This window comes from Streptomyces sp. YS415 (genome assembly GCF_023544665.1).
Lineage (GTDB): Bacteria > Actinomycetota > Actinomycetes > Streptomycetales > Streptomycetaceae > Streptomyces.
The window spans coordinates 72,667-98,683 of record NZ_JAMJFL010000017.1 but is presented as its reverse complement, the minus strand read 5'-3'; the positions used below and the strand labels follow the sequence as shown (position 1 = coordinate 98,683).

At 73.0% G+C, this 26,017-nt stretch carries 27 protein-coding genes; 18 read left to right on the top strand and 9 right to left on the bottom strand.

What is annotated here, in order from left to right; all coding sequences use genetic code 11:
• The first annotated feature begins 100 nt into the window (after positions 1–100).
• The 6 genes from M8H82_RS22345 to M8H82_RS22320 are packed head-to-tail and all read left to right on the top strand — an operon-like array spanning position 101 to position 5,602.
• Positions 101–1,060 carry a sigma-70 family RNA polymerase sigma factor gene (locus M8H82_RS22345; protein ID WP_250076656.1) on the top strand — a complete coding sequence of 320 codons (960 nt, stop codon included), beginning with the start codon at positions 101–103 and terminating at the stop codon, positions 1,058–1,060.
• A complete protein-coding gene (locus M8H82_RS22340) occupies positions 1,057–1,602 on the top strand; it encodes a TIGR03086 family metal-binding protein (RefSeq protein ID WP_250076655.1) in 546 nt (181 codons plus the stop codon). Before M8H82_RS22345 ends, M8H82_RS22340 begins: the two co-directional genes overlap by 4 nt.
• 50 nt (positions 1,603–1,652) lie before the next feature.
• Positions 1,653–3,068 carry an MFS transporter gene (locus M8H82_RS22335; protein WP_250076654.1) on the top strand — a complete coding sequence of 472 codons (1,416 nt, stop codon included), beginning with the start codon at positions 1,653–1,655 and terminating at the stop codon, positions 3,066–3,068.
• Between the two features lie 60 nt (positions 3,069–3,128).
• Positions 3,129–3,845, top strand: a complete 717-nt coding sequence (locus M8H82_RS22330; protein WP_250076653.1) for an NUDIX domain-containing protein — start codon at positions 3,129–3,131, stop codon at positions 3,843–3,845.
• On the top strand, positions 3,842–4,846 hold the full coding sequence (locus M8H82_RS22325; protein WP_250076652.1) for an ADP-ribosylglycohydrolase family protein: 1,005 nt from the start codon (positions 3,842–3,844) through the stop codon (positions 4,844–4,846). Before M8H82_RS22330 ends, M8H82_RS22325 begins: the two co-directional genes overlap by 4 nt.
• Positions 4,847–4,849: 3 nt before the next feature.
• Positions 4,850–5,602, top strand: a complete 753-nt coding sequence (locus M8H82_RS22320) for a DNA polymerase beta superfamily protein (RefSeq protein WP_250076651.1) — start codon at positions 4,850–4,852, stop codon at positions 5,600–5,602.
• On the opposite strand, the gene M8H82_RS22315 is transcribed toward M8H82_RS22320, so the two are convergent.
• Both M8H82_RS22315 and M8H82_RS22310 read right to left on the bottom strand, forming a co-directional pair.
• Positions 5,528–6,271, bottom strand: a complete 744-nt coding sequence (locus M8H82_RS22315) for a DNA polymerase beta superfamily protein (protein ID WP_250076650.1) — start codon at positions 6,269–6,271, stop codon at positions 5,528–5,530. The genes M8H82_RS22320 and M8H82_RS22315 overlap by 75 nt on opposite strands.
• Before the next feature lie 22 nt (positions 6,272–6,293).
• Positions 6,294–6,725: a Rieske (2Fe-2S) protein gene (locus M8H82_RS22310; RefSeq protein ID WP_250076649.1), complete on the bottom strand. Its 432-nt coding sequence runs from the start codon at positions 6,723–6,725 to the stop codon at positions 6,294–6,296.
• Positions 6,726–6,957: 232 nt separating this feature from the next.
• Here M8H82_RS22310 and aroH point away from each other — a divergent pair, with 232 nt between their 5' ends.
• From aroH to der, 5 genes are all read left to right on the top strand, one after another.
• Positions 6,958–7,320 carry a chorismate mutase gene (gene aroH / locus M8H82_RS22305; RefSeq protein WP_250076648.1) on the top strand — a complete coding sequence of 121 codons (363 nt, stop codon included), beginning with the start codon at positions 6,958–6,960 and terminating at the stop codon, positions 7,318–7,320.
• Entirely contained in the window at positions 7,317–8,402 is a 1,086-nt protein-coding gene (locus tag M8H82_RS22300) for a prephenate dehydrogenase (protein ID WP_250076647.1), read from the top strand. The genes aroH and M8H82_RS22300 overlap by 4 nt, the downstream gene beginning before the upstream one ends.
• Before the next feature lie 100 nt (positions 8,403–8,502).
• Complete coding sequence (gene cmk / locus M8H82_RS22295) at positions 8,503–9,189, top strand: (d)CMP kinase (RefSeq protein WP_250076646.1); 687 nt, start codon at positions 8,503–8,505, stop codon at positions 9,187–9,189.
• Positions 9,147–9,845 (top strand): 1-acyl-sn-glycerol-3-phosphate acyltransferase, encoded by a 699-nt coding sequence (locus M8H82_RS22290; protein WP_250076645.1) that lies wholly within the window; start codon positions 9,147–9,149, stop codon positions 9,843–9,845. Before cmk ends, M8H82_RS22290 begins: the two co-directional genes overlap by 43 nt.
• A 58-nt stretch (positions 9,846–9,903) precedes the next feature.
• Complete coding sequence (gene der, locus M8H82_RS22285; RefSeq protein WP_250076644.1) at positions 9,904–11,379, top strand: ribosome biogenesis GTPase Der; 1,476 nt, start codon at positions 9,904–9,906, stop codon at positions 11,377–11,379.
• Between the two features lie 48 nt (positions 11,380–11,427).
• Here the strand turns inward: der and M8H82_RS22280 are convergent, their stop codons facing one another.
• Both M8H82_RS22280 and M8H82_RS22275 read right to left on the bottom strand, forming a co-directional pair.
• Positions 11,428–11,745: a hypothetical protein gene (locus M8H82_RS22280; protein WP_250076643.1), complete on the bottom strand. Its 318-nt coding sequence runs from the start codon at positions 11,743–11,745 to the stop codon at positions 11,428–11,430.
• Positions 11,746–11,806: 61 nt separating this feature from the next.
• Positions 11,807–12,592, bottom strand: a complete 786-nt coding sequence (locus tag M8H82_RS22275; RefSeq protein ID WP_250076642.1) for a hypothetical protein — start codon at positions 12,590–12,592, stop codon at positions 11,807–11,809.
• 404 nt (positions 12,593–12,996) lie between these two features.
• Here M8H82_RS22275 and M8H82_RS22270 point away from each other — a divergent pair, with 404 nt between their 5' ends.
• Complete coding sequence (locus tag M8H82_RS22270) at positions 12,997–13,560, top strand: transglycosylase family protein (protein ID WP_250076641.1); 564 nt, start codon at positions 12,997–12,999, stop codon at positions 13,558–13,560.
• Here the strand turns inward: M8H82_RS22270 and M8H82_RS22265 are convergent.
• Genes M8H82_RS22265 through M8H82_RS22255 form a run of 3 tightly spaced genes read right to left on the bottom strand, consistent with a single transcriptional unit; the run spans position 13,523 to position 17,312 of the window.
• The gene (locus tag M8H82_RS22265) at positions 13,523–14,212 is read right to left on the bottom strand and encodes an ABC transporter ATP-binding protein (protein WP_250076640.1); all 690 of its coding nucleotides are present in this window, start codon (positions 14,210–14,212) and stop codon (positions 13,523–13,525) included. The two genes, M8H82_RS22270 and M8H82_RS22265, sit on opposite strands and share 38 nt — an antisense overlap.
• On the bottom strand, positions 14,209–16,836 hold the full coding sequence (locus M8H82_RS22260) for an ATP-binding cassette domain-containing protein (protein ID WP_250076639.1): 2,628 nt from the start codon (positions 16,834–16,836) through the stop codon (positions 14,209–14,211). Before M8H82_RS22260 ends, M8H82_RS22265 begins: the two co-directional genes overlap by 4 nt.
• Entirely contained in the window at positions 16,836–17,312 is a 477-nt protein-coding gene (locus M8H82_RS22255) for a hypothetical protein (RefSeq protein ID WP_250076638.1), read from the bottom strand. Before M8H82_RS22255 ends, M8H82_RS22260 begins: the two co-directional genes overlap by 1 nt.
• 131 nt (positions 17,313–17,443) lie before the next feature.
• On the opposite strand from M8H82_RS22255, the gene M8H82_RS22250 reads away from it, so the two are divergent.
• The 4 genes from M8H82_RS22250 to M8H82_RS22235 all read left to right on the top strand — a co-directional run bounded on the left by M8H82_RS22250 (position 17,444) and on the right by M8H82_RS22235 (position 20,866).
• Positions 17,444–17,995: a hypothetical protein gene (locus M8H82_RS22250; protein ID WP_250076637.1), complete on the top strand. Its 552-nt coding sequence runs from the start codon at positions 17,444–17,446 to the stop codon at positions 17,993–17,995.
• A complete protein-coding gene (locus M8H82_RS22245) occupies positions 17,964–19,256 on the top strand; it encodes an ABC transporter substrate-binding protein (protein WP_250076636.1) in 1,293 nt (430 codons plus the stop codon). Before M8H82_RS22250 ends, M8H82_RS22245 begins: the two co-directional genes overlap by 32 nt.
• 104 nt (positions 19,257–19,360) lie before the next feature.
• Positions 19,361–20,386: a YafY family protein gene (locus M8H82_RS22240; RefSeq protein WP_250076635.1), complete on the top strand. Its 1,026-nt coding sequence runs from the start codon at positions 19,361–19,363 to the stop codon at positions 20,384–20,386.
• A gap of 264 nt (positions 20,387–20,650) precedes the next feature.
• Positions 20,651–20,866, top strand: a complete 216-nt coding sequence (locus M8H82_RS22235; RefSeq protein ID WP_250076634.1) for an I78 family peptidase inhibitor — start codon at positions 20,651–20,653, stop codon at positions 20,864–20,866.
• 92 nt (positions 20,867–20,958) lie between these two features.
• Here M8H82_RS22235 and M8H82_RS22230 read toward each other — a convergent pair whose 3' ends face one another.
• Complete coding sequence (locus M8H82_RS22230) at positions 20,959–21,963, bottom strand: phosphatase PAP2 family protein (protein WP_250076633.1); 1,005 nt, start codon at positions 21,961–21,963, stop codon at positions 20,959–20,961.
• A 580-nt stretch (positions 21,964–22,543) separates the two neighbouring features.
• Between M8H82_RS22230 and M8H82_RS22225 the strand changes: the two genes are divergently transcribed.
• Entirely contained in the window at positions 22,544–24,139 is a 1,596-nt protein-coding gene (locus tag M8H82_RS22225; protein WP_250076632.1) for an MFS transporter, read from the top strand.
• A gap of 88 nt (positions 24,140–24,227) precedes the next feature.
• Positions 24,228–25,406, top strand: a complete 1,179-nt coding sequence (locus M8H82_RS22220; RefSeq protein ID WP_250076631.1) for an acyl-CoA dehydrogenase family protein — start codon at positions 24,228–24,230, stop codon at positions 25,404–25,406.
• A 36-nt stretch (positions 25,407–25,442) separates the two neighbouring features.
• Here M8H82_RS22220 and M8H82_RS22215 read toward each other — a convergent pair whose 3' ends face one another.
• Positions 25,443–25,880, bottom strand: coding sequence for a cell division protein SepF (locus M8H82_RS22215; protein ID WP_250076630.1), 438 nt, complete (start codon positions 25,878–25,880; stop codon positions 25,443–25,445).
• Positions 25,881–26,017: the final 137 nt, after the last annotated feature.

Here is a 26,017-nt window from a genome sequence, read left to right as displayed (position 1 = left end):
GCACCGCCGATGCCTTTTCGCCCTCTCGCCGGTCTGTACTCATGACCGGGGCTCATGTCCGGACTCATGACCGGGCTCATGATCGGCGAGAGGAAGGGCCATGGTGGCGACGACGGACCGCGAGGACTTCGTACGGCTGACGGACCCGTACCGGCGGGAACTGCTCGCGCACTGCTACCGGATGCTGGGCTCGGTCGACGAGGCCGAGGACCTGGTGCAGGAGACCTATCTGCGGGCCTGGCGGTCCTACGACGGCTACGAGGGCCGCGCGTCCTTGCGGACCTGGCTGCACAGGATCGCCACCAACACCTGTCTGACGGCGCTGGAGGGCCGCGCGCGGCGTCCGCTGCCCACCGGGCTCGGTGAGCCCTCCCAGGCGCCCGAGGAGCCGCTGAGCGCCCCTGTGGCGGATGTTCCCTGGCTCCAGCCGCTGCCCGACGCGCTCGTCGACCCCGCCTCGGTGGTGGCCGCCCGGGGCAGCCTGCGGCTCGCCCTGGTCGCCGCGCTCCAGCATCTGCCCGCCCGCCAGCGCGCGGTGCTCATCCTGCGGGACGTGCTGGCCTGGCGGGCTCCGGAGGTCGCCGCGCTGCTCGGGACGTCCACGGGGGCCGTGAAGAGCAGCCTGCAGCGCGCGCGTGCCCGGCTGGAGGAGGTGGCACCCGAGGAGGACCTCGTCACGGAGCCGTCCGGCGCCGCCGACCGCGAGGTGCTCGACCGGTACGTGGCCGCCTTCGAGAACGCCGACATGGACGCCCTGCTCGCCCTGTTGCGGGACGGCGTGGAACTGGAGATGCCGCCCTTCCAGGAGTGGTTCCGCGGTGCCAAGGAAGTGCACCGCTTCCTGGTGGCCCGGCTGCACGACAAGGGCACCCTGCGAATGCTGCCCACGCGCGCGAACGGGCAGCCGGCGGCCGCCATGTACGTGCGCGGCGAGGACGGCGTCCTGCGCCCGCACTCCGTGCAGGTGCTCACCGTCGAGGAGGGCGCGGTCGGCCGGATCACCGCCTTCCTGGACGGCGCCGCGATCGGCCGGTTCGGGCTGCCCGGGGAGCTGCGGTGAACCCCGGGGAGCTGCTGGAGCGTTCGCTCGCCTACGCCCTCGGGAGCGTGGCCGAGGTCCGCGCCGACACCCTCGCGCGGGGCACCCCGTGCGCGCAGTGGGACCTGGCGGACCTGCTCGGGCACCTGGACGACTCCCTGGACGCGCTGTATGAGGGGCTGACCGGCGGGCGGATCGGGCTGGTCCCGCGGGACGACCGGGCGTGCCGCTTCCGTACGCGCGCGTGCGCGGTGCTGGGCGCCTGGGCGGCGGGGCCGCCGGACCGGGTGCGGATCGGCGAGCGCCCGCTGGAGGCGGGGGTGCTGGCCGCGGTGGGTGCCGTGGAGATCGCCGTGCACGGCTGGGACGTGGCGCAGGCCGGTGGGCGGCCCCGGCCCCTGCCGGTCGCCCTCGCGGCCGATCTGCTCCCCGTGGCGGAGTGCGTGGTGGCGGGGGAGGACCGGGGGGTGCGGTTCGCCGCGCCGCTCGCCGTGCCGCGGGGCGCGCGGCCGGACGTCCGGCTGCTCGCGTTCCTGGGACGGCACGATTCCTTTCCGGGGTGAGGCGGGTCTGCCTTCCGTGAGTGACCACACACCTCACGGAAGGCACGCACATGACCGAGACCGTCAAGGCTCCCCTCAGCACCTCGACCCCCGACCGGGCATCACCACCGCGTGGGTGGACGGTCGTCCTCGCCGGCCTCGGCGCGCTGCTGTGCTCCCTCGACGTGGTGGTCGTCGCCACCGCGCTGCCCGCTTTGCGCGCCGACTTCGGGGCGAGCCTGAGCGAGCTGGAATGGACGATCAGCGCCTACAACCTGGCCTTCGCCTGCCTCACCCTGACCGGCGCCGCGCTCGGCGACCGGTTCGGACGGCGGCGCATGTACGTCGTCGGCCTCGCCGTGTTCACCCTGGCCTCCGCCGCCGCGGCCCTCGCGGCCGGCTCGGACCAGCTCATCGGGGCCCGCCTGGTGCAGGGCGCCGGGGCCGCCGTACTGCTGCCGCTCACGCTGACCCTCATCAGCGAGGCGTTCCCGGCGGAGAAGCGGGGCGTGGCGATCGGGGTGTGGGGCGGGGTGACCGGTCTCGGGGTGGCGGCCGGGCCGGTGCTGGGCGGGGCCGTGACCGAGGGCCTGTCCTGGCAGTGGATTTTCTGGCTGAACGTGCCGATCGGGCTCGTGATGCTGCCGCTGGCCGCCCGGAAGCTGACGGAGAGCTACGGGACGCGGCCCCAACTGGACATCGTCGGCCTGGTCCTGGTGGCCGTCGGGCTGACCGGGCTGGCCTGGGGGCCGGTGCGGGCACCGGAGGCGGGCTGGGGGAGCGCCGAGGTGCTGGCCGCGCTGGCCGTCGGGATCGTGTTCACGGCGGCCTTCCTGGACTGGGAGCGCCGGGGCGCCCGGCATCCGATGCTCCCGCTCGGGCACTTCCGCCGGCGCGGCTTCTCCACCGCCAACGCGGCGGGTTTCCTGCTCTTCGCCTCGCTGCTGGGCTCGCTCTTCACGATCACCCAACTGTTCCAGTTCGGGCTCGGCTACTCGCCGCTGGAGGCGGGGGTGCGGATCCTCGTCTGGAACGCCATGCCGCTCCTGGTCGCGCCGGTGGCGGGCGCGCTGGCGGACCGGTACGGCACCCGGCCGTTCATGCTCGGCGGCCTCGCCCTCCAGGGCCTCGGCCTCGGCCTGCTGGCCTGGCAGGTGGAACCGGGCGTGGGCTACGGCAGCCTCGTCGTCCCGCTGGTCATCGCCGGCATCGGCATCTCCCTGGTGTTCCCGAGCGTCGCCAACGCCGTGACCTCCTCGGTGCCGCTGACCGAGGCGGGCGTCGCGGCCGGCGTCAACAACGCGCTGCGTGAACTCGGCGGCGTCTTCGGCGTGGCGGCCGCCGCGGCGGTGTTCACGGCCTACGGCGGCTATGCCTCCCCGGCCGACTTCCTGGACGGGGCCGCGCCCGCGCTGTGGGTGTCGGCGGGCGTCGCCGCGGCGGGGGCGGCGGTGTCGGTGTTCGCGCCCTCGCGCCGGTCCGCGTAAGGGGGTTGTCATCCCACGTCCGCCTCCTTTATAGTCGTACTGACTATAAAGGAGGCGGACGTGGAGTACGACAAGCACGCCTACGAACCTTTCGCCGTCACCGTCGACCTGGCCGTCCTCACGCTCCGGGCCGGCGCCCTGCATGTGTTGCTCGTCGAGCGCGGCCAGGAGCCGTACGCCGGGAGCTGGGCGCTGCCCGGCGGCTTCCTGCAGCCGGACGAGTCCGCGGAGACGGCGGCCCGCCGCGAACTCGCCGAGGAGACCGGCCTGTCCGACGTGTCCGGGCTGCACCTGGAACAGCTGCGGACCTACAGCGAGCCGGACCGCGACCCCCGGATGCGGGTCGTCTCGGTCGCCTTCGCAGCCCTGCTGCCCGACGCGCCCGAGGTGCACGGCGGCAGCGACGCGGCCCGGGCCCGCTGGACGCCGTACGACGAGGCCGGGGCGCTCGCCTTCGACCACGACCGGATCCTGGCCGACGCCCGTGAACGCGTCGGCGCCAAGCTGGAGTACACCTGCCTGGCCACCGCCTTCTGCCCGCCCGAGTTCACCCTCGGCGAGCTCCAGCAGGTCTACGAGGCCGTGTGGGGCACGGGCCTGGACCGGCCGAACTTCCGGCGCAAGGTGCTCGCCACGCCGGGTTTCGTCGAGCCCGTCCCCGGTGCCTCCCGCCTCACCGGCGGCCGTGGCAAGCCGGCCGCGCTGTACCGCCCGGGTGCTGCCACCGCCCTCCACCCACCGCTGCTCCGGCCCACCCCGGAAGGACACTCCGCATGACGAAGCGTGCCGCCACTGGATCTCTGCTGGGCCTCGCCCTCGGGGACGCGCTGGGCTTCCCGACCGAGTTCAACGACGTGCCGTCGATCCTCGCCAAGTGCGGGCCGTGGCGGGAGATGGAGCTGCCGGAGCGGGCGTTCGTCAGCGACGACACCCAGATGACGCTGGCGCTGGGGAGGGGGCTGCGGGCGGCGATGGAACGGGGGGTGCTCGGGCCGCTGTCGATGGCCGAGCCGGTACGGCAGGAGTTCGTGGCCTGGAACCGCTCCCCGGAGAACAACCGGGCCCCGGGCACCACCTGCCTCAGGGCCTGCGAGCTGCTGGAGAGCGTCGGGTCCTGGCAGAACGCCAGCCAGATCGACTCCAAGGGCTGCGGCGCCAACATGCGCGTCGCGCCGATCGGCCTCGCCCCCGGGCTGAGCGACGAACAGCGCGCGGGCGCCGCCCAGTTGCAGTCCGCGCTCACCCACGGCCACCCCACGGCGCTCGCCGCCTCCGACCTCACCGCGCACGCCGTACGGCTGCTCGCGCAGGGCGCCGAGCCGACCGGACTGGTCGGCCTGCTGCGGTCGTACGCCTACGAGAACCGCTCCCGCTACCACCACACCTGGCTCGGCGACCTGTGGACCCGCAGCCAGGACCCGACACCCGAGCACTTCATCGCGCGCGGGTGGGACGAGTGCCTGGAGATCCTGGAGCGGCTGCAGGGGGCCGTGCGCGCGGGGTCGGCCGAGACCGACCCCTGCCTGGCCACCGGCGCCGGATGGGTGGCCGAGGAGGCGCTGGCGACCGGGCTGCTGTGCTTCCTGCTGTTCGTCGACGAACCGGTGACGGCCCTGCGGCGCGCCGCCTGTTCCTCCGGCGACTCGGACTCCATCGCCTGCCTGACGGGCGCCTTCGCGGGGGCGTACCTCGGGGCCGAAGCGTGGCCCCGCGCGTGGGCGGACCGGATCGAGTACCGGGGCGAACTGCTCGCTCTCGGCGCCCTCTGGGACGCTTAGCGGATGATCGACGCCCTGGACATCGACCTCGCGCCCGTCGTCGCCGAGCAGCCCGACCCGGTGCTCTTCGCGACCGTCTCCGGCGCCCATCTGTACGGCTTCCCGTCCCGCGACTCGGACGTGGACCTGCGCGGGGTGCACCTGCTGTCCGCCGCCGAACTGCTCGGGCTGCGCGAGCCCCACGAGACCCGGTCCAGGATGTGGGACCGGGACGGTGTGGAGATGGACCTGGTCACCCATGACCTGCGCAAGTTCGTCCGGCTGATGCTCCGCCGCAACGGCTATGTCCTGGAACAGCTGCTCTCCCCGCTCGTCGTGCACACCACCGACGCGCACCGCGAGCTGGTCGCGCTCGCCCCCGGCGTCGTCACCCGCCACCACGCCCACCACTACCGGGGCTTCGCGAACACCCAGTGGCGGCTGCACTCGAAGACCGAGGAGCTCAAGCCGCTGCTGTACACCTTCCGGGTCCTGCTCACCGGTATCCACCTGATGCGCACCGGTGAGGTGCAGGCCCATCTGCCCACACTGCTCGGCGAGGTGCGCGAGGCGCCCGGCTACCTGCCCGAGCTGATCGCGGCCAAGGCGGAGCGGGAACACGGGCCGGCCGAAGTGGAGCACGCGCGCGTGGCGGCCGACGTGGAGCGGCTGCACGCCCTGCTGGACGAGGCGCAGGCCGGCTCAGCCCTGCCCGAGGCGGCGACCGTCCACGACGCCCTGCACGACCTCGTCGTACGGATCCGGCTGGAGCGCTGAGGCACGGCGGACACGTACGAGGAAGTCCTCCACGCGCCGCCGGTCCGGCTCGGCGGGCAGCGGGCTGCGCCGGGCGGCGGCCTCCGCCTCCTCCGCCAGCCGGGTCATCCACGACTCCACCTCCGGCCAGGAGAGCTCGCCGCGCTTGACCGCGAGCAGCGGTTCGCGCTGGTCGCCGACGTCGATCCGCAGGTCACCGGTGCGCAGCAGGTCGCGGGCGCTCATCAGCAGGCGCAGCAGGTGCATCGCGTGCTTCCAGCGCGGGGCGCCGTGGTTGCGGACGTCCCCCTCCAGCTTCTTGCGCTGGCCGACGGCATACCGCGCGAAGGTGGTGTGGGCCTGGCGGGACAGGAACGCCGCGCGCAGGCCCAGCAGCTCGCGGCCGGTGTCGTCGGCATGCTCCACGAGCGGGGAGTGCAGGCACTCCAGGATGTTGGGGTTCGCGCGCAGGGCCAGCTCGCAGAAGCGCTCCAGCTCCCAGCTGAACTGCTCCTCGCCGGGCCCCTCGACGTGCGTCGGCGGCTTGTCGAAGCGCCAGAACAGGGGAGTGGGGGCGAGGAAGACGCCCCGCCGGTCGGTGTCGCTGCCGTCCGTCGCGAGGCCGAAGGCGCGCGAACCCATCACGCAGGCGTAGATCGTGTGGTCGCGGACCAGGGCCTCGGGGTGCATGGCCCGGAGCGTACGCGGCGCCTCACGCGAGGCGGATGGAATTTCCCTCCACCGTGAGCTTCTTCTCCGGCAGCGGCCGGGTCGCCGGCGGGTTGGCCACCGCGCCGTCCGTGATGCTGAACCTGCTGCCGTGACAGGGGCAGTTGATCGTGCCGTCCGAGACACTGGCGACCGTGCACCGCTGATGGGTGCAGATGGCGGAGAAGGCCTTGAACTCGCCCTCCTCCGGCTGCACCACCACGACCTCCTCGTCCTTGAAGATCTTGCCCCCGCCCACCGGGACGGCGTCCGTCGTCGTCAGCTCCTCGCCGCCGGCCTCGGGCGCGCCCGACGTCTCGGAGGTCTCGGCGGTGGTGGAGCCGCTGTCGTCGTCGCCCGAGTCGCCGCAGCCCACGACGAGTGCCGCCGCGCCGGTGGCGAGAAGGACGGTGCGCCGGTTCGGACGGATGGTCATGTCGTCACTCCGAGTGTGGGGCGGAACCAAGGGGCGGAGGCCGGTCGGACCAGCATCTTGGCACTGAAAACACCGAAGACGAAGCAACCCGGGAGGAAACGCTACAGAAGCGCGCAATCCCGGCGGGCCCCGCACTCATCTCAGCGGGCGGGCGTCGCGCACCGGCCCGGTCGGCGCTGACTAGGCTGGATGCGCACAAAGCCGATCCGAACAGCAGCAAGGGAGCCAAGCCGTGGCGGTACGAGCGGTCCGGGGCGCCGTCCAACTCGACGTGGACGAGGCCGGCCACATGGACGAGCGGGTCGGAGCCCTGCTCACCGCCGTCCTCGATCGCAACGGCCTGACCAGGGACGACCTGATCAGCATCTGGTTCACGGCCACCCCCGACCTGCACAGCGACTTCCCCGCGGCCGCCGCCCGCAAGCTCGGCATCGTCGACGTGCCGCTGATCTGCGCGCAGGAGCTGGACATCGCGGGTGCCATGCCCCGAGTGGTCCGCGTCCTCGCCCACGTCGAGTCCGACCTGCCCCGCTCCGAGGTCGCCCACGTCTACCTCGGCGCCGCCGCCGCCCTGCGCAAGGACATCGCCCAGTGAGAACCGCACTCGTCATCGGCACCGGCCTCATCGGCACGTCCGCCGCGCTCGCCCTGGTGAGCCGCGGCGTCGTCGTCCACCTCGCCGACCACGACCCCGAGCAGGCCCGCACGGCCGCCGCACTCGGCGCCGGTACGGACGAGGCGCCCCAGGGCCCGGTGGACCTCGCGATCGTCGCCGCGCCGCCCGCCCATGTGGCCGGGGTGCTGGCCGACGCCATGCGGCGCGGGGTGGCCCGGGGCTACCTGGACGTGGCGAGCGTCAAGGGCGGTCCGCGGCGGGAGCTGCAGGCACTGGGGCTCGACCTGTCGGCGTACATCGGCACCCACCCCATGTCGGGCCGTGAGAAGTCCGGCCCGCTGGCCGCCTCCGGCGACCTGTTCGAGGGCCGCCCCTGGGTGCTCACCCCGACCCGGGACACCGACACCGAGGTCCTGAACCTCGCCCTGGAGCTGGTCTCGCACTGCCGGGCCGTGCCGGTCGTCATGGACGCCGACGCCCACGACCGGGCCGTGGCGCTCGTCTCCCACATGCCGCACCTGGTGTCCAGCATGGTCGCCGCGCGGCTGGAGAACGCCGAGGAGGCCGCCGTACGGCTGTGCGGCCAGGGCATCCGGGACGTGACGCGGATCGCGGCCTCCGATCCCCGGATGTGGATCGACATCCTCTCCGCTAACCCGGGGCCGGTCGCCGACCTCCTCGCGGACGTCTCCGCCGACCTCGACGAGACGGTGCAGGCGCTGCGGGCGCTCCAGTCCTCCGACGAGGCCAAGCGCCGCGAGGGCACGGCCGGTATCGAGGACGTCCTGCGCCGGGGCAACGCCGGGCAGGTCCGGGTGCCGGGCAAGCACGGTTCCGCGCCGCGGGTGTACGACGTCGTGGCGGTCCTGATCGACGACCAGCCCGGTCAGCTGGCCCGGATCTTCGCCGACGCGGGCCGGGCCGGGGTCAACATCGAGGACGTCCGCATCGAGCACGCGACGGGTCAGCAGGCCGGTCTGGTCCAGCTGCTGGTGGAGCCGAACGCGGTGCCGGTGCTGACGGCGGCGCTGCGGGAGCGGGGCTGGGCGATCCGCCAGTGAGGCGCGCGGGTCCGGACGAGTGACCCGCACCCAGTAACCTTGTGCGGGGCACCCTCGCGCCCCTACACCCCTCCGCACCGCACCAGGAAGGTGTCCTCCCGTGGAAAACGGCGCCGCCCAGCCCGTGATTGTCGCCATCGACGGCCCCTCCGGCACGGGTAAGTCGAGCACCTCGAAGGCCGTCGCCGCCAAGCTCGGCCTGAGCTACCTCGACACCGGCGCCCAGTACCGGGCGATCACCTGGTGGATGGTGAACAACGGCATCGACATCGACGACCCGGACGCCGTCGCCGCCGTCGCCGGGAAGCCCGACATCGTCTCCGGCACCGACCCGGAGAAGCCGACGATCACCGTCGACGGCATCGACGTCGCCGCCCCGATCCGCACCCAGGAGGTCACCTCCCAGGTCAGCGCGGTCAGCGCGGTGCCCGAGGTGCGGGCGCGGATCACCGAGCTGCAGCGCTCGATCGCGGCGTCCGCGGAGGGCGGCATCGTCGTCGAGGGCCGGGACATCGGTACGACCGTGCTGCCCGACGCCGATCTGAAGATCTTCCTCACCGCCTCCCCGGAGGCGCGCGCCGCCCGCCGCAGCGGTGAGCTCAAGGGCGCCGACGTGCACGCCACCCGCGAGGCCCTGATCAAGCGGGACGCGGCCGACTCCAGCCGCAAGACCTCGCCGCTGGCCAAGGCCGGCGACGCGGTCGAGGTGGACACCACCGAACTCACTCTCGCGCAGGTCATCGAATGCGTGGTGACCCTCGTCGAGGAGAAGCGGGCCGGGAAGTGACTCCACCGTCGGAGCGGGGTGCGGAGGTCGGGCGGCGCATCGGCGTAGGCCTGATGTACGGGCTGTGGAAGCCGCGGGTCCTGGGTGCCTGGAAGGTCCCCGCGACCGGCCCGGTGATCCTCGCCGTCAACCATTCGCACGTCATCGACGGCCCGATGGTCATCGGCGTGGCGCCCCGGCCGTCGCACTTCCTGGTCAAGAAGGAAGCGTTCGTCGGCCCGCTCGATCCCTTCATGCGGGCCGTCGGCCAGCTGAAGGTGGACCGCTCGACCGCCGACCGTACGGCCATCACCCAGGCGCTGGCCGTGCTGGCGTCCGGCGGCGTGCTCGGGATCTTCCCCGAGGGCACCCGCGGCGAGGGCGACTTCGCCGCTCTGCGGGCCGGGCTCGCGTACTTCGCGGTGCGCAGCGGCGCGCCGATCGTCCCGGTCGCCGTACTGGGAAGCACCGAGCGGCCCGGACGGTTGATAAAGGCGCTGCCCGCGCTGCGCTCCCGCGTCGACGTCGTCTTCGGCGACCCCTTCGAGGCGGGCGACGGCAGCGGACGGCGCACCCGCACGGCGCTGGACGAGGCGACCGTGCGCATCCAGAAGCAGCTGACCGAGCACCTGGAAAACGCCAGGCGGCTCACCGGTCGCCGGTCGACACTTGAGTAGTGGATCACCCGAAACGGGGGGTTCCACCGATCACCACACTGAACGAGGTACGGACTTCATGAACGACCAGATCCCCTCCGAGGGCTCGGGCGAGGCGCACGACCACGGAGCACTTGGCGACGCCGAGTACGCGGAGTTCATGGAGCTCGCCGCGGAAGAGGGCTTCGACCCGGAGGACGTCGAGGGTGCCCTCGAGGCGGCGGGCCACGGCCCGCTGCCCGTGCTCGCCGTCGTCGGCCGCCCCAATGTCGGCAAGTCGACCCTCGTCAACCGCATCATCGGGCGCCGCGAGGCCGTCGTCGAGGACAAGCCCGGGGTCACCCGTGACCGGGTCACCTACGAGGCCGAATGGGCCGGCCGCCGCTTCAAGGTCGTCGACACCGGCGGCTGGGAGCAGGACGTCCTCGGCATCGACGCCTCCGTCGCCGCGCAGGCCGAGTACGCCATCGAGGCCGCCGACGCGGTCGTCTTCGTCGTCGACGCCAAGGTCGGCGCCACCGACACCGACGAGGCGGTCGTACGGCTGCTGCGCAAGGCGGGCAAGCCCGTGGTGCTGTGCGCGAACAAGGTGGACGGCCCGAGCGGTGAGGCGGACGCCTCGTACCTGTGGGCCCTGGGGCTCGGCGAGCCGCACCCGGTCTCGGCGCTGCACGGCCGCGGCACCGGCGACATGCTGGACGCCGTGCTGGAGGTGCTGCCGGACGCCCCGGAGCAGACCTTCGGCACCGCGGTCGGCGGCCCCCGCCGCATCGCCCTGATCGGCCGCCCGAACGTCGGCAAGTCCTCGCTGCTGAACAAGGTGGCGGGCGAGGAGCGCGTCGTCGTCAACGAGATCGCGGGCACCACCCGGGACCCGGTCGACGAGCTGATCGAACTCGGCGGTGTTGTCTGGAAGTTCGTCGACACGGCCGGTATCCGCAAGCGCGTCCACCTGCAGCAGGGCGCCGACTACTACGCCTCGCTGCGCACCGCCGCCGCCGTCGAGAAGGCCGAGGTGGCGGTCATCCTGATCGACGCCTCGGAGAACATCTCGGTGCAGGACCAGCGCATCGTGACGATGGCCGTCGAGGCCGGACGCGCGGTGGTGCTGGCCTTCAACAAGTGGGACACCCTCGACGAGGAGCGCCGCTACTACCTGGAGCGGGAGATCGAGACCGAGCTCGGCCAGGTGGTGTGGGCGCCGCGGGTGAACGTCTCCGCGCGCACCGGCCGGCACATGGAGAAGCTGGTCCCGGCGATCGAGACGGCTCTCGCGGGCTGGGAGACCCGGGTCCCGACCGGCCGGCTCAACGCCTTCCTCGGTGAGCTGGTCGCCGCCCACCCGCACCCGATCCGGGGCGGCAAGCAGCCGCGCATCCTCTTCGGCACCCAGGCCGGCACCAAGCCGCCGCGGTTCGTGCTCTTCGCCTCCGGCTTCATCGAGGCGGGCTACCGGCGCTTCATCGAGCGCCGGCTGCGCGAGGAGTTCGGCTTCGCGGGCACCCCGATCCACATCTCGGTCCGGGTCCGCGAGAAGCGCGGCAAGAAGAAGTAGTACGGCGACGAAGAGGGCGGCCCCGGCTGGGACCGCCCTCTTCGTCGTTCAGATGCCTCTGCGCGGAACGGGCTGCAGGGCCGGCTGCAGCCCCGTCCCCTGCGGCCCGATGTGTCCGACCCGCTGCCACTGCGACTGCCGGGCGCTGTGCGCACCCGCGCTGTAGGCGCTGTACGAGCTGGAGAAGGACCCCGACCGGTGTCCGCCGTACGAGCCCGTACTGTGCGGGATGCTCCCGAAGGCGGTGAACCCCAGCTCCTCCTCCCCGCTGCGGTCACCCGGCAGCGTCCGGAAGGACTTGACGTACTCGGCGTAGAGCGCGTCGTAGATCGGCGTGGCCGATGGCGAAACATCGTATGCGTGCACGTATGTCCAAACGACCGGGCACAGCAAGGGATGCGGCCGGGGCGCGGGCCGTCGGCGGCGCTCAGGTGCCCGCGAGAGGCAGCGCGGAGGCGACCAACTTGCCGTTGGCCGCGGCCTTGTCCAGCGCGTCCCGCAGCAGGTCCTCCCGCGGCTGGCGCCCGATGGACCCCACCGGGGCCGCGAACATCAGCACCTGCTGGTGCTTGTTGGCCGCGGCCCGCCAGCCCTCGGTGACCTGGAGCGGCTGGTGCGCCTGCCACCAGGCCACCGGCTGGCCGCCGTTGCTGCTCGGCTGGAGCACCGCGTGCAGCTGCCCCATGGCGAGCAGCACCGACCAGCCGTGCAGCACGGGCGGCACCGCGTCGATCGCCGTGACCGGCATGAACCCCTGCTCGATGAGCAGCGGCAGGAAGTCGTCGCCGAGGGCGGTGGACCCGGGCCGGACGATGGGCCCGGTCGGCTCCACCACCAGCGCCGGGTGCAACTCCCCGGCGATCAGGACGAGTCCGCTGGTCACCCCGAGCACCGCCTGCTCGGGTACGACCTTCTCCGGCTCCTGGGGGGCGACCTGGTCACCGGTGATGGACCGCACGGCCCCCTTGAGCTGCTCCTCGGTGACCTGGACGACCTGCGAGGGCAGGCAGGAGGCGTGGGCGAAGGCGAGTACGGCGGTCTCGTCGCCGATGAACAGGACGGTGCTGGTGCGCTCCTGTTCGGAGTCGCCCGGGGTGCGGCAGGACGTGCAGTCGTAACTGCCGGGGGCGTTCTCTCCGGCGAGCAGCCGGTCGGCTTCTTCGTCGCCGATCTCGGCGCGTACCTCGTCGCTGACGTCGAGCATGCGCGGCACGGGTGGCTCCCTCGGGATGTGGTGCGTGGCGCGGCCGGGTGGCTCCCGGCCCGTGAACCGGGTGGGCCCCGGGCTCATGCAGAAGACAACGGCTGATCTGTGGCGGGAGTAACGCATCAGGACGAATGGAATCGAACCATCCGACGCGTACGGTCACTTCGGGGCCGGAACTGGGTACTTTTCGTCAACTCTGCGATTCCTCCAGGTAGTTGGGTGCTTGATGTGAGTCACACATCGGTGAGGCGACTGGTCGATAAATCATGAAATCGGCGAATGAAGTGGGTGGCCGAAATTCTCCGCTACCTGGGCGCGGCACCGCCCCCCGGTCCGCCGACCGGGTGGGGCCCCGGCCCGCACCGACGCGGCGGGGCCCCACCGCGCGCGGCGCTGCTTAGCGTGGCCCGATGATCCGCACGCCGATCGCGCTCGCCTTCGCGGCCGCCCTGCTCCCCGTCCTCGCCCCCGGCGCCGCCCACGCGGCACCGCCCCCGACGGCCACCGGACCGGCGGCCCCCGCGCCCTACGCCTGCGCCAAGGACCAGTGGCCCTGGGGCTGTATCGCCGAGTGCGAGAGCAGCGGCCGCTGGCACATCAACACCGGCAACGGCTTCTACGGCGGCCTGCAGTTCTGGCAGCCGACGTGGAAGGCGTTCGGCGGTCTGAAGTACGCCCCGCGCGCGGATCTCGCCACGCGCGCGCAGCAGATCGCGGTCGCGCAGAAGGTGCTGGCCGTCCAGGGCTGGAAGGCCTGGCCCGTGTGCTCGAAGCGGTACGGCCTCAAGGGCCGGATGCACACGGTGAAACCCGGTGACACGCTCTCGTCGGTCGCCCGCAGGTACGGCATCAAGGGCGGCTGGCCGGCCCTCTACAAGGCCAACAAGAAGACGGTCGGCCCCTCTCCCGACCGGCTGCGGCCGGACATGCTGCTGGTCATTCCGGAGGGTGCGACCCGCTCCGCCGCGCTCTGAGGGCCGCCCCCGGCGCCTGTCGCGGCTCCGTCGCCTCACCGCTGAACACCACGGCCCCACGACGCAGTTCGTACACCAGCGTCGGGCGGTCGCGCGGCACGGGCGGCAGCCGCTGCTCGGCGAGGACCACGCACGCGTCCAGCCCGGCGAGCAGTTCGTACGTCCGGGCCGCCACCGCGGGCGACATGCCCTGCGCCGGTTCGTCCACGAGCAGCACGCGCGGGCGGGCCAGCAGGGCCCGGGAGAGGGCCAGCATGCGCTGCTCGCCCCCGGAGAGGGTGCCCGCGCGGCGGGGGAGCAGCGCCTCCAGGGCCGGGTAGGCGGCCAGGGCCGTATCGAAGGCGGGTGCGGTGAGTTCGAGGTTCTCGCGGACGGTGAGCGAGCCGAAGACCGCCCGCCGGTCCGGGACCAGGCACAGGCCCCGGCGGGCCCGCTCGTACGCCGGTACGCCGGTCACGTCCGCGCCGTCCCACACCACCGCGCCCCCGGACAGCGGGACGGCTCCGGCCAGGGCGCGCAGTGCGGTCGTACGGCCTGATCCGTTGCGGCCGAGGAGCACGGTGAGGCCCGGCGCGGGCGCGGCGAGGGTGACGCCGTGCAGGGCTTCGAGCGGGCCGTAGCGCACGCGCGCGTGGCGCAGGGAGAGGGTCATACGGGGGTCTCCCGGGCGTCCAGTGCGTCGAGGACGTGTGCCGGGGGGCCCGAGGCGACGATGCGGCCGGCCGTCATGACGTGCACGACGTCCGCGAGGCCGGCCACCAGGTCCAGGTCGTGCTCCACGACGAGCAGAGCGGTGCCGTCGGCGGCGAGCGCCTTGAGGACGCGGGCCAGCGCGGCGACCTCCGCGGTGTCCAGGCCCGCCGCGGGTTCGTCCAGCAGCAGCACGCGAGGACTGCCGGCCAGGGCCCGGGCGAGCTCGACCCGGCGCAGGGTACCGGTGGGGAGGCCGGCGGCGGGGGCGTCCCGTACGGAGTCGAGGCCCAGCAGGCGCAGGGCCCGTTCCACGGCGGCCGGGTCGTCGACGCGGCCCTGCTCCGCGCCGACGCGGATGTTCTCGGCCACGGTGAGGGAGGGGAAGACGGCCAGCTGCTGGAAGGTGCGGGTGATGCCGAGGCGGGTGCGGGTGTGGGCGGGCAGCCCGGTGATGTCCCGGTCGCCGTAACGGACCTGGCCCTGTGCGGGGCGGAGCGTGCCCGCGAGGCAGTGGAACAGGGTGCTCTTTCCGGCGCCGTTCGGGCCGACGATCGCGGTGATCCGGGCGGGGGTCACCTGGAGATCCACGCCGTCGAGGGCGCGGAAGCCGCCGTAACCGGCCTGCAGGGCATGGGCGCTGAGGACGGCGCTGTCGGATCCGGGCGCCCGTGGGGAGGGCTCGGCGACCGCGGGCGGCACGGGACCCTCCGGCGGAGGGCCGGGGGCGGTCCCCCGCAGGGAGCGGCGCACCGCCTCACCCCGCTCCGTCAGACTCGCCCGTCCGCCCGGCCGCAGCCGTGTCGCCGCGCTCCGCAGCGCCTCGTACGGGCCGCCCGGGAAGCGCCCCACCAGGACCGCCAGGACGCCGATCAGGGCCGCCGCCACCCCGCCCCGGGCGCCCGCGTCCAGGCCCACCAGCAGGGCCGCCGCGGCCAGCGCGCCCAGGGTGCTGTCGGCGCCCAGGACCACCACCGCGGCGAACCAGAGCAGGCCCCGCACCGGGTCGAAGGCGGCGGGGTCGAAGGCCCGCAGTCCCATGCCGAGCATGCCGCCGCCCAGGGCGGCCAGCGCCGCACCGGAGACGAAGGCCAGGAGTTTCAGGGCCGGGACGCGGACTCCGGCGGCCGACGCGCCCGACTCGTGGTCGCGCATGGCCGCGAGGGCCCGCCCGGTACGGCCCGTGCGCAGCGCGCGGGTGGCCAGGAGTGCCGCGCCCAGCAGGGCCAGCTCCAGCACGTAGTAGGCGCGGTCGTCGTCGAAGCCCGCCGGGCGGCCGAGCGAGAGGCCCGAGGTCGCGTACGGCTGGGCGAACACGAAGCGACTCACCCCCACCCCCACCGCGAACGTCACCAGCGCCAGCGCCAGGCCCCTGCGGCTGATCGCCGGCCAGCCGGTCAGCAGCCCCAGCGGGGCCACCAGGAGCACCGCCAGCGCCAGCGCGGCCAGTTCCGGCAGCCGGGGCAGGCCCGGGAAGCGGCCCGCCGCCAGCAGGGCCGTGAACAGGGCGCCCAGGCCCGCGTACGCAGCCTGGCCCAGGGAGATCTGGCCGCCGCGGCCGGTCACCACCACCAGGGAGAGCAGCACCACGCCCAGCGCCGGTACCTGCACCGAGGTGTGCAGGTCCGAGCCCGCGAAGCCGAGCGGAAGCAGGAACAGCACCAGCGCCACGATCCAGGCGCCCGGTGGCGTCGGCACGCGCGCGGTGGCCGTGCGGGGCAGGGCGTCGCGGGTGCCGACGCGGGGCAGGGCCAGCGCCGCGATCAGCAGGGCCACCACGAACAGGTTGGCGCCCACCGCCTGCAGCAGCGGCTCGCCCCAGCCCCGCGGATGCAGGCGTGTCAACTGGCTCTGGGCCACGCCGATGCCGAGCGCCGTCACCACCGCGACCGGCAGGCTCCGCATCCGGGCGGCCACCGCCACCGCCACCACCTCCATCACCAGCAGCGGCAGCCCGAACGGGTCCAGGCGGACGTAAGGAGCCAGCAGCACGCCGGTCAGGCCCGCCGTGAACGAGCCGAACGCCCAGCCCGCGGCGGCCACCCGGTCCGCGTCGATCCCGCCGAGCACCGCGAGCCGGCGGTCGTCCACGACCGCTCGCAGCTCCCGCCCGAACCGGGTCCACCGGATGACCGCGCCGACCGCCGCCGCCAGCACCAGGACTACCGCCAGTTGCCCCCAGGGGTCCGCCGCCACCAGCAGCCCGGGCGCGTCGTCCCGCGCCCCCTGCCCCCACAGCAGCGCCGCCCCGCCCACCAGCAGCACGAACACCCCGATCGACGCCACCAGTGTCTGCGCCGGATCACCGCCGAGGACGGACAGCGGACGGAAGACGAACCGTTCCAGCGCCACCCCGAGCGCGGGCGCCAGCACGAGCAGGGTCACCGTCGCCCCCGCCCACAGCGGCCAGCCCCACTCCACCACGAGCTGCCGCAGCGCATAGGCGCAGACCATGGCGATGGCCCCGTGCGCGAAGTTGAGCACCCCGGTCGCCCGGTAGGTCACGACCAGACCGATCCCGGTGAGGGCGGCGGCGCTGCCGACCGAGAGGCCGGCCAGGGTGAGGTCGTACGTCAGGGACGACATCAGCCGTCCGCTTCGGCCGGCTCACAGATCGGGCAGGGGCCCAGTTCGCCGCTCCTGACCAGCTTCGCGTCCACCGGCAGCGCCTCCGCCTTCCCGCTCACCAGCGGACAGTCCGCACGGTGGAACAGCGTGCCGCCCGGCACCATCAGCCGGTCCCCGCTGACCGCGAGGGGCGCGGCCGGCGAGAGCCCCGGTGCTTCCGCCTCGGTCGTGTCGGCGGTCACGAGCAGGCCGTACAGCTCCTCCACGCGCGCGGCGGCGAGCGCGTTGCGGCCCTGGGTGAGCAGCACCGCCGCGGCGACGATCAACGCGGCGCCGGGGACCGTGCAGGAGGCCAGATAGGGCAGTTGCCGTTCGGCGAACCGCTCGCCCGAGACGCCGTACCAGCCGAGGACGCACAGCACCGCGCCCGCGGCCAGAGCGGCCCAGCCGGCCCACAGGACGGGATGCACGGTCCGCAGTCGGGCTGTCCGCATCTGTGGCTCCTCAGGCTTCACACGTCATGTGTCTGTCCATGCCAGCCGATGGCTTGCACTATGCCTTCTGTCAGCTGACCCTGAAAGAACCGGGCGTGCACGGCCCGGACCGACACCCGGTGGTGAGCCAGATGGTTCTCGGGAGCGACCTCAGTCGGCGGAACGCGGGACGCGGTACGGCACTGGCGGCCGCCCTGCTTCTCTTCCTCGCCCCGGCCCTCGCGGCCTGCAGCGACGACGAGGGCGGCGGCGGAGACGCCACCCCGCCCACCCCTTCGGCCGAGCGGACGACGAGCGCCCCCGCGGCGACCGCGCCCGCCGACGCCGGGGCGGCCGAGCAGGAGATCATGCGGAACTGGCAGAAGTTCTTCGACCCCGAGACGTCCCTGGAGGACAAGGAGACCGTCCTGGAGAACGGCGACCGGATGGCCCCGGTGCTCCGGGCGTTCAGCGGCGACGAGCGCGGCGGACAGGTCGGGGCGCGGGTCACCGAGGTCGCCTTCACCTCACCGACCGAGGCGGACGTGACGTACACGCTCACCCTGAACGGCGCGACCGCCCTGCCGGACGCCGCGGGGACGGCCGTGGAGCAGGACGGCACCTGGAAGGTGTCCGCCAAGACGCTATGCGCGCTGGTGCAACTGAGCGGCAATGGCTCGGCCTCGCCGGTCCCGGGCTGCTGAGGCCGCCGTCGCGGTGCTGCTGCTCGTCCTGAGCGCGGCCTGCGGCAGCCGGCTTCCGGAGAGCGACTTCGAGGACCGCGGGCGTACGACTCCCGCTCCGGACACCGCCCCGATCCGGGTGGGCGTGATCACCAGCGCCACCAGCCCGGTCGGCGGCGACGCCTTCACCGGCCCGCGCGACGGGGCGAAGGCGTACTTCGAGCGGCTCAACGCGCGCGGGGGCATCGACGGCCGCCCGGTCGAGGTGCGGCTGTGCGACGACGGGGGCAGCGGCGTCGGCAACAACGAGTGCGTGCACCGGCTGATCGACGAGGACCGGGTGGTCGCCCTGGTCGCCACCACGGCCCTCGACTACGCGGGCGCCTCCCGCGTCTCCCGCGCGCGCGTGCCCGACATCGGCGGCCAGCCCATCGGCGCCGCCTACGACACCTGGCCGCACCTGTACGGCATCTACGGCAGCCTGGCGCCCCGCGACGGCACGGCCGGCTGGGACGGCAAGCTGTACGGCGGCACCGAGGTCTACCGCTACTTCAAGCGCGAGCACGGGGCCCGTACCGCCGCCGTCGTCTCCTACAACCAGGCCGCGTCCGCCTCCTACGCCCGGCTCGTCGAACGGGGCCTGAAGGCCGAGGGCTACGAGGTGGTCACCGAGCAGGTCGACTTCGCACTGCCCAACTTCCGCGCCGTCGCGGCCGACTTGAAGGAACAGGGCGCCGACCTCGTCTTCGACGCCATCGACAGCCACGGCAACGCCCGGTTGTGCGCGGCCCTGGACGACGCCGGCGTCGAGCTCACCGCCAAGGTGACGAACGTACAGAGCTGGACGTCCACCGTGGCGGACGACTACCGGGACGCCCCGCGCTGCCGCAACGCCCTGTGGGCGACCGGGTCCAGCCGCAACTTCGACGACACCGGCCACCCGGCCGTACGGGAGTTCCGGGACGCCACCGAGGGGCTGAAGACGCATGCGCAGTGGCAGTTGGAGGGGTGGGCGGCGGCGCAGTGGTTCACGGAGGCGGCCCGCTCCTGCGCGGGCACGGGCGTCACGCGCGCGTGCGTCGACGGCTGGATGAGCCGCAGCCAGGGCTGGACCGCCGACGGCCTGCTGCTCCCCGTGCGCTTCGAGCGGCTGGCCGAGCCGCCCGCGACCCGCCGGACGTGTCTGTCGGTCGCGCGCTGGACGGACGACCGGGGCTGGGTCTCCCAGGGGGACATGGACAGCACCTGCTTCGAGGTTCCGCAGTTGTCCTACTCGCCCTGAGCGAGGGCCGCCGCGGACCGGTGTGACAACGCGTCGCCTATTTATATCCGTGAGTTGAGCATTGCGGACCGTTACTGTCCGGTTGCGCTGGCAGACTCGGCGCCATGTTGGACACCTCGGCGCGACTGCTGCGCCTGCTCTCACTCCTCCAGGCCCACCGGGACTGGTCCGGCGCGCAACTCGCCGACCGGCTCGGGGTGACTCCCCGCACGGTCCGGCGGGACGTGGAGCGCCTGCGCGAGCTGGGCTACCCGGTCAACGCCAGCCCGGGCACCGGCGGCGGGTACCAGCTGGGCGCGGGCGCCGAGTTGCCGCCGCTGCTCCTGGACGACGACGAGGCGGTCGCCGTCGCCGTGGGACTGCGCACCGCGGCGGGACAGGGCATCGAGGGCATCGGGGAGACCTCCGTACGTGCCCTCACCAAGCTGGAGCAGGTCCTGCCGAACCGGCTGCGTCACCGGATCAGCGCGCTCAACGCCTTCACCGTGCCGATGCTGCGCGGCCAGCCCTCCGCCGTCGATCCCGGCCTGCTCACGGAACTGGCCCACCTGTGCCGGGACGCCGAGCGGCTGCGCTTCGAGTACCGGGGCCACGACGGCTCGCTCACCCGCCGCAACGCCGAACCGCACCGCCTGGTCTGCACCGAACGCCGCTGGTACCTGGTCGCCTGGGACCTCGACCGGGACGACTGGCGCATCTTCCGCGCCGACCGCATCACGCCCAAGCCCCCGCACGGCCCCCGCTTCACCCCGCGCCGCCCGCCCGCCGACGATCTCGCCGCCTATGTCTCCCAGGGCGTCTCCACGCGCGCGTACGCCACCCACGCCCTCGTCCGCCTGCTGGTGCCGCTGCGGGAGGCCGCCCAGCACATATCGCCCTCCGCCGGCGTGCTGGAACCCGAGGGCCCGCGCAGCTGTCTGCTGCGCACCGGAGCGGCGAGCCTGGACGTGATGGTGATCCATGTGATGCTGCTGGGCTTCGAGTTCGAGGTGCTGGAGCCCCTCGAGCTCACCGACGCGATCAGGACCGCCCGGGACCGGCTTTCCCGCGCCCTGGAGCGAGTGCCGCGCACCTGGGACGGTGCGGATCGAACACCGGGTACGCCGAGCGGATCCGGGCCGGAGTGGTGAAGTGGTGAAGAGGGCGGGGAGAAAATGAGTCCGGGGGAATTTCTCCCGGCGCTTTCCCTGCGGGTTATAAGAGCAGCCGTCGCGACACGCAGGAATTACGCTCCAATGCCTGCGAAAGGCGTAAGCGGCCGTTCGTACGTGCGAGTGAGCCGAGTTGAAACGCGTGTCGTGATCCTGTGACAGAAGTGTGACCGCGGAGGGACGAGTGACGGCGAGTGGCCGCTGCCCTGGCCCCGGCCGCCGCACAGGGCCTAGCGTGGCGGCATGGCACCGATTCCGACACCTCCCGCCGAACCCCAGGACCAGCCGGACGGCTACCTCGGCCTGGACGCCGACCGAGCCGAGCGGCTCGCCCGCGAACGGGGCTGGACGACCGTCCGGTCGCTGCCTCCCGGCGCGATCATCACCATGGAGTACCGGGTGGGACGGCTGAACTTCGAGGTGCGGGACGGCTTGGTCACCCGCGCCTGGAAGGGCTGAGACAGCGCGACGGCCCCGGCTCCTCACGAAGAGGAACCGGGGCCGTCGCCGCGGGGTGGCTGTGCGTACCGAGCCCCGCCGTCCTGCGGTTGCTAGCCGCCCGTGACAGGGCGGGCCGACGTGGTCGTACCGCGCGTGACGCGGTCGGTCTGCGGTGGTCTGCGGCTGCCGGCCGGGGTGACCGGGGTGCGTTCCGAGCGGGCCGTGTGCGGCCCCGGCGCCAGATGGACCGGCGCCCGGGGCGAACGGGCCGTGGGGGAGACGTCCTGGGCCGAGTCGCGCGGCTTGACCCGCACCGGGACCTCCACCGGAGCGGCCGGCACGGTCGCCGTACCGGCGCGGCGGGCCCGCAGGCGGTCACGCAGACCGAAGATCACGGCCTCGGCGCGGGCGATCAGCGGCTCGAACCACGGCAGCGCCAGCAGGATCAGCAGACCCGCGGCCCAGCCGAGGAGCACATCGCTCAGCCAGTGCGTACCGAGATACACCGTGGACAGGCCGACGCCCAGCGAGGTCACCGCCGACAGGGCGGACAGCCAGCGGCGGGCCGCCGGGGTGGAGGCCAGATAGGCCAGGATTCCCCAGGTCACCACGGCATTTGCGGTGTGGCCGCTAGGGAATATATCGCCGCCCAGCCACATCTCGTTCGAGCCCACGGTGGTCGCGTAGTGCGGTCCGAGACGGCCCATGCTGAGCTTGGCGGCGCCCACCGTCACGTTCAGCAGCAGCAGCGAGACGCCGAGCGCGAGCAGCGGCCGCAGTGTGTGCTGGCGCCAGGAGCGCCAGCCCAGCCAGGCCGCGATCATCACCGCGGTGGGGCCGCGCTGGCCGAGGACCACGTAGTAGTCGACGAATGCGTGGATCTCCGACCACTGCTGGTAGGGCCGGAAGAACATGACCTGCCAGTCGAGCCGGACCAGCCACGAGGTGATGACCACGGCCCACACGATGGCTCCGTAGAAGGCCAGGGTGGCCGCGAAAAGGGCGACCCTGTGCCGGCTCATCCTCGGCACATCGATGTGGGCCGGCCGTTCCGGCTCCCGGTCCAGCCTCGCGAACACCCGGTCCAGACGGGTGAGGTTTCGTTCGGTACGCACCCAATCGACGTTACAGCGAGTGAGCTCGGAACCCCCTCCATACCGCCGGTTTGTGATGACGATGTGATGTGGGATACCTCTCAAGGCGGGCCTTATTTCCTATGACTTCGCAATGAGCGGGCGCTCCGCCCTTCAATTCCTTTGATCATTCCAGAGCGCCGTTTTATGGGGTTGACGAATTCGTTCACCGGAAGTCGGCCCGAACTTTCCCTGCCGATCATCACCGCGGGCGCGAGCGGCGTGCCCGGGGCGCGCCGGGTGACGGATGCGCCCGGTGGGACCGGGCCTCCGGGAGGAGGGGGGCGTGCCCGACGCCGTGCGCGCGGTCGGCGGGCGCCGCGCTTCGCTCCCGCCCGAACGAGGACGTGATCCGGCGGGGGAGGGGAGTGGCGTACGCCACACCTGTTCCGTCCGGACTCTGAGAGGTCCACCACTGGCCACCGGCGCGGACTCGCGTACGCTGGCGAGTCACTCGCTTCGTTGCGCGGGCCGGGGACCACCGCTCCTCTCCGGCCGAGTCACGGGGAGTCCCCACCCCGTGAGCCCGCCGAACGCGAGGGAACATCTGGGAGGTACGTACATGTCCGGGACGACCACGGCCGCTGCGCTGCGCCGTCGGGCGGCCGGGGCCGGTGCCAACCGCTGGGTCGTCCTCGTGGTCCTCTGCGCCAGCCTGCTGCTGGTCGCCGTCGACGCCACCGTGCTGCACGTGGCGGTGCCCGCTGTCACCGAGGACCTCAGGCCCGGCGGTATAGAACTGCTCTGGATCGTCGACATCTACCCGCTCGTCTGCGCCTCGCTGCTGATCCTCTTCGGCACGCTGGGCGACCGCGTCGGCCGTAGACGGATCCTGCTGCTCGGATACGCCCTGTTCGGCGTCGCCTCCGCGCTGGCCGCCCTCGCCGACACCGCCCAGGTGCTGATCGCGGCGCGGGCACTGCTCGGCGTCGGCGGCGCGATGATCATGCCGGCCACCCTCTCGATCCTCCGCCAGGTCTTCCCCGACCGGCGGGAGCGCGCGCTCGCCATCGGCATCTGGAGCGCGGTCGCCGCGGTCGGCGCGGCGGTCGGACCGCTGCTCGGCGGCTTCCTGCTGGAGCACTTCTGGTGGGGCTCGGTCTTCCTCGTCAACATTCCCCTGATGCTGGTCAGCCTGCCCGTGGGCCGGCTGCTGCTGCCCGAGTCCAAGGGCGACGGCCGCGGTCCCTGGGACGTGGTCGGCGCGCTGATGGCCGCGGCCGGCCTCTTCGGGATGGTGCTGGGCGTCAAGCGGCTCGGCGGCGGCGACCTCGACGTCGTCGGTGTGCTGCCCCTCCTGGTGGGCGGCGCCCTGCTGGCCCTGTTCGTACGACGCCAGCGGCGCCGCGCGCACCCCCTGGTGGACCTGCGGATGTTTGCCCGTCCCGCGTTCAGCACCTCGGTGGGCTGCATCGTGCTGGCGATGCTCGCCCTGGTCGGCCTGGAACTGATCGCGGCGCAGTACCTGCAACTGGTCCTCGGCCTGTCGCCGCTGGAGACCGGGCTGCGGCTGCTGCCGCTGACCTTCGCGGCGATGGGCGCGGGGCTCGCCGGAGCGCGGATGCTGCGCCGGTTCGGGCCGCGGCGGATGGTGTGCTCCGGGTTCTTCCTGACGGCGTTCGCGGTGGTGCTGCTGACGGCGATGGGCGGCACGGACGATCCCGCGCTGATGCTGTCCGGGTTCGTCCTGCTGGGCTTCGGTCTGGAGACCACGCTGTTCGGGGCGTACGAGTCGATGCTGAGCGAGGCTCCGCCGGAGCAGGCGGGCGGCGCGGCGGCGATCGGCGAGACCTCCTACCAGCTGGGCGCCGGCATCGGCATCGCGCTGCTGGGCACCGTGATGAACGCGGCGTACGCGCCCGGTCTGTCCTCCGTGCCCGGGGTGCCCGCCTCGGCGTCCGCGGCCGCGGGGAACTCGCTGGGCGAGGCCTACGAGGTGGCCGGACAGCTGGGCGGCGCCGCCGGGGAGACCCTGCGCGCCGCGGCGCGGGACTGCTTCGTCCACGGGCTGCACGTGACGCTGCTGGTCAGCGCCGGGCTGCTGCTGCTCGGCGCGGTGATGGCGCTGCGGCTGCCGCGGACCATGAGCTGTGAGCCGGCGGCCGCGGTGGAGGTCCCGGCGCCGCGCGAGGTGGCGGAGTCCCGGGTGTCGGCCTGACCCCCTGGACGGGGTGGAAGACTGCGACGTAACGTCGGCCTTCAACCCCGTGACTAGCGCTGCTAGTTTTGAGCTGCCGGAGGGTCCCATGCCGTTGCCCCCGTTCGATCCCGCCGATCCGCTGGGGATCGACGACCTCCTTCAGCCCGAGGACCTCGCGGTCCGCGACACCGTCCGCCGATGGGCCGCCGACCGCGTCCTGCCGTACGTGGCCGAGTGGTACGAGACCGGCGAACTGCCCGGGATCCGCGAACTGGCCCGTGAGCTCGGCTCCATCGGTGCCCTCGGGATGTCGCTGAGCGGCTACGGCTGCGCCGGGGCCTCCGCCGTCCAGTACGGCCTCGCCTGCCTGGAGCTGGAGGCCGCCGACTCCGGCATCCGGTCCCTGGTGTCGGTGCAGGGCTCCCTCGCCATGTACGCCATCCACCGCTACGGCAGCGAGGAGCAGAAGCAGAACTGGCTGCCCCGGATGGCCTCCGGCGAGGTCATCGGCTGCTTCGGCCTCACCGAGCCGGACCACGGCTCCGACCCCGCGTCCATGCGGACGTACGCCAAACGCGACGGCGGCGACTGGGTCCTGACGGGCCGCAAGATGTGGATCACCAACGGCTCCGTCGCCGGGGTCGCCGTCGTCTGGGCGGGGACCGAGGACGGCATCCGCGGCTTCGTCGTGCCCACCGACAGCCCCGGCTTCTCCGCGCCCGTGATCAAGCACAAGCTGTCGCTGCGCGCCTCGGTCACGAGCGAGCTGGTGATGGACGAGGTCCGGCTGCCCGCGGACGCGGTCCTGCCCGAGGTCACCGGCCTGCGCGGACCGCTCAGTTGCCTCTCGCACGCGCGCTACGGCATCGTCTGGGGCTCCATGGGCGCGGCCCGCTCCTGTTTCGAGACCGCGGTCGACTACGCGAAGTCACGGGAGCAGTTCGGGCGGCCCATCGGTGGCTTCCAGCTCACCCAGGCCAAGCTCGCCGACATGGCGGTCGAACTGCACAAGGGGATTCTGCTCGCCCACCATCTCGGGCGGCGCATGGATGCCGGCCGCCTGCGTCCCGAGCAGGTCAGCTTCGGCAAGCTCAACAACGTCCGTGAAGCCATCGACATCTGCCGTACGGCGCGGACCATCCTCGGTGCCAACGGGATCTCGCTGGAGTACCCGATCATGCGGCACGCGACGAACCTGGAATCGGTGCTCACCTACGAGGGCACCGTCGAGATGCACCAGCTCGTGCTGGGCAAGGCGCTCACCGGGCTCGACGCCTTCCGGTGAGCCCCGAGGGGGGCAGGGCCGGCGATCGGCCCTGCCTCAGCTCTGATTGAAGAAGCCGTCCGTCCGGTGCGCGGCCGGCTCACCGTTGATGATCTCCGTGTCGGCCGGGGTCAGCAGGAACACCCGCGTGGAGACCCTCTCGATGGAACCGCGCAGACCGAAGATCAGGCCGGCCGCGAAGTCGACGACGCGCTTGGCGTCGCCGGCCTCCATGGCCGTGAGGTTCATGATGACCGGGACACCGTCCCGGAACAGCTCGCCGATGGCGCGGGCGTCCCGGAAGCTGTCCGGGGTGACCGTGCCGATCCGGCGGCCCTTCTCCTCGGCGACGTCGGCCGCCACCTTGACCCTCGGGTCGGTGACCCAGGCATCCCCGGACTCGGTCCCCTCGGAGTAGTCGTCGTCGTAGTAACGCTCGTCATCGTTGTCGTCAACGAGGCCCAGCCAGGCACTCGCCTTGCGCACCGATCCCATGGACGCCTCCTCTCACAGCGGTCTTGCTTGCTTTCCGCATCCCTATGGTCATCCATGATGCGGACGGCGCGCCAAGTGAATAGACGCCGCGCGGGGGGTTTGTGACGGTACTGGTGCACAGCGCGTACGTCGAGAGC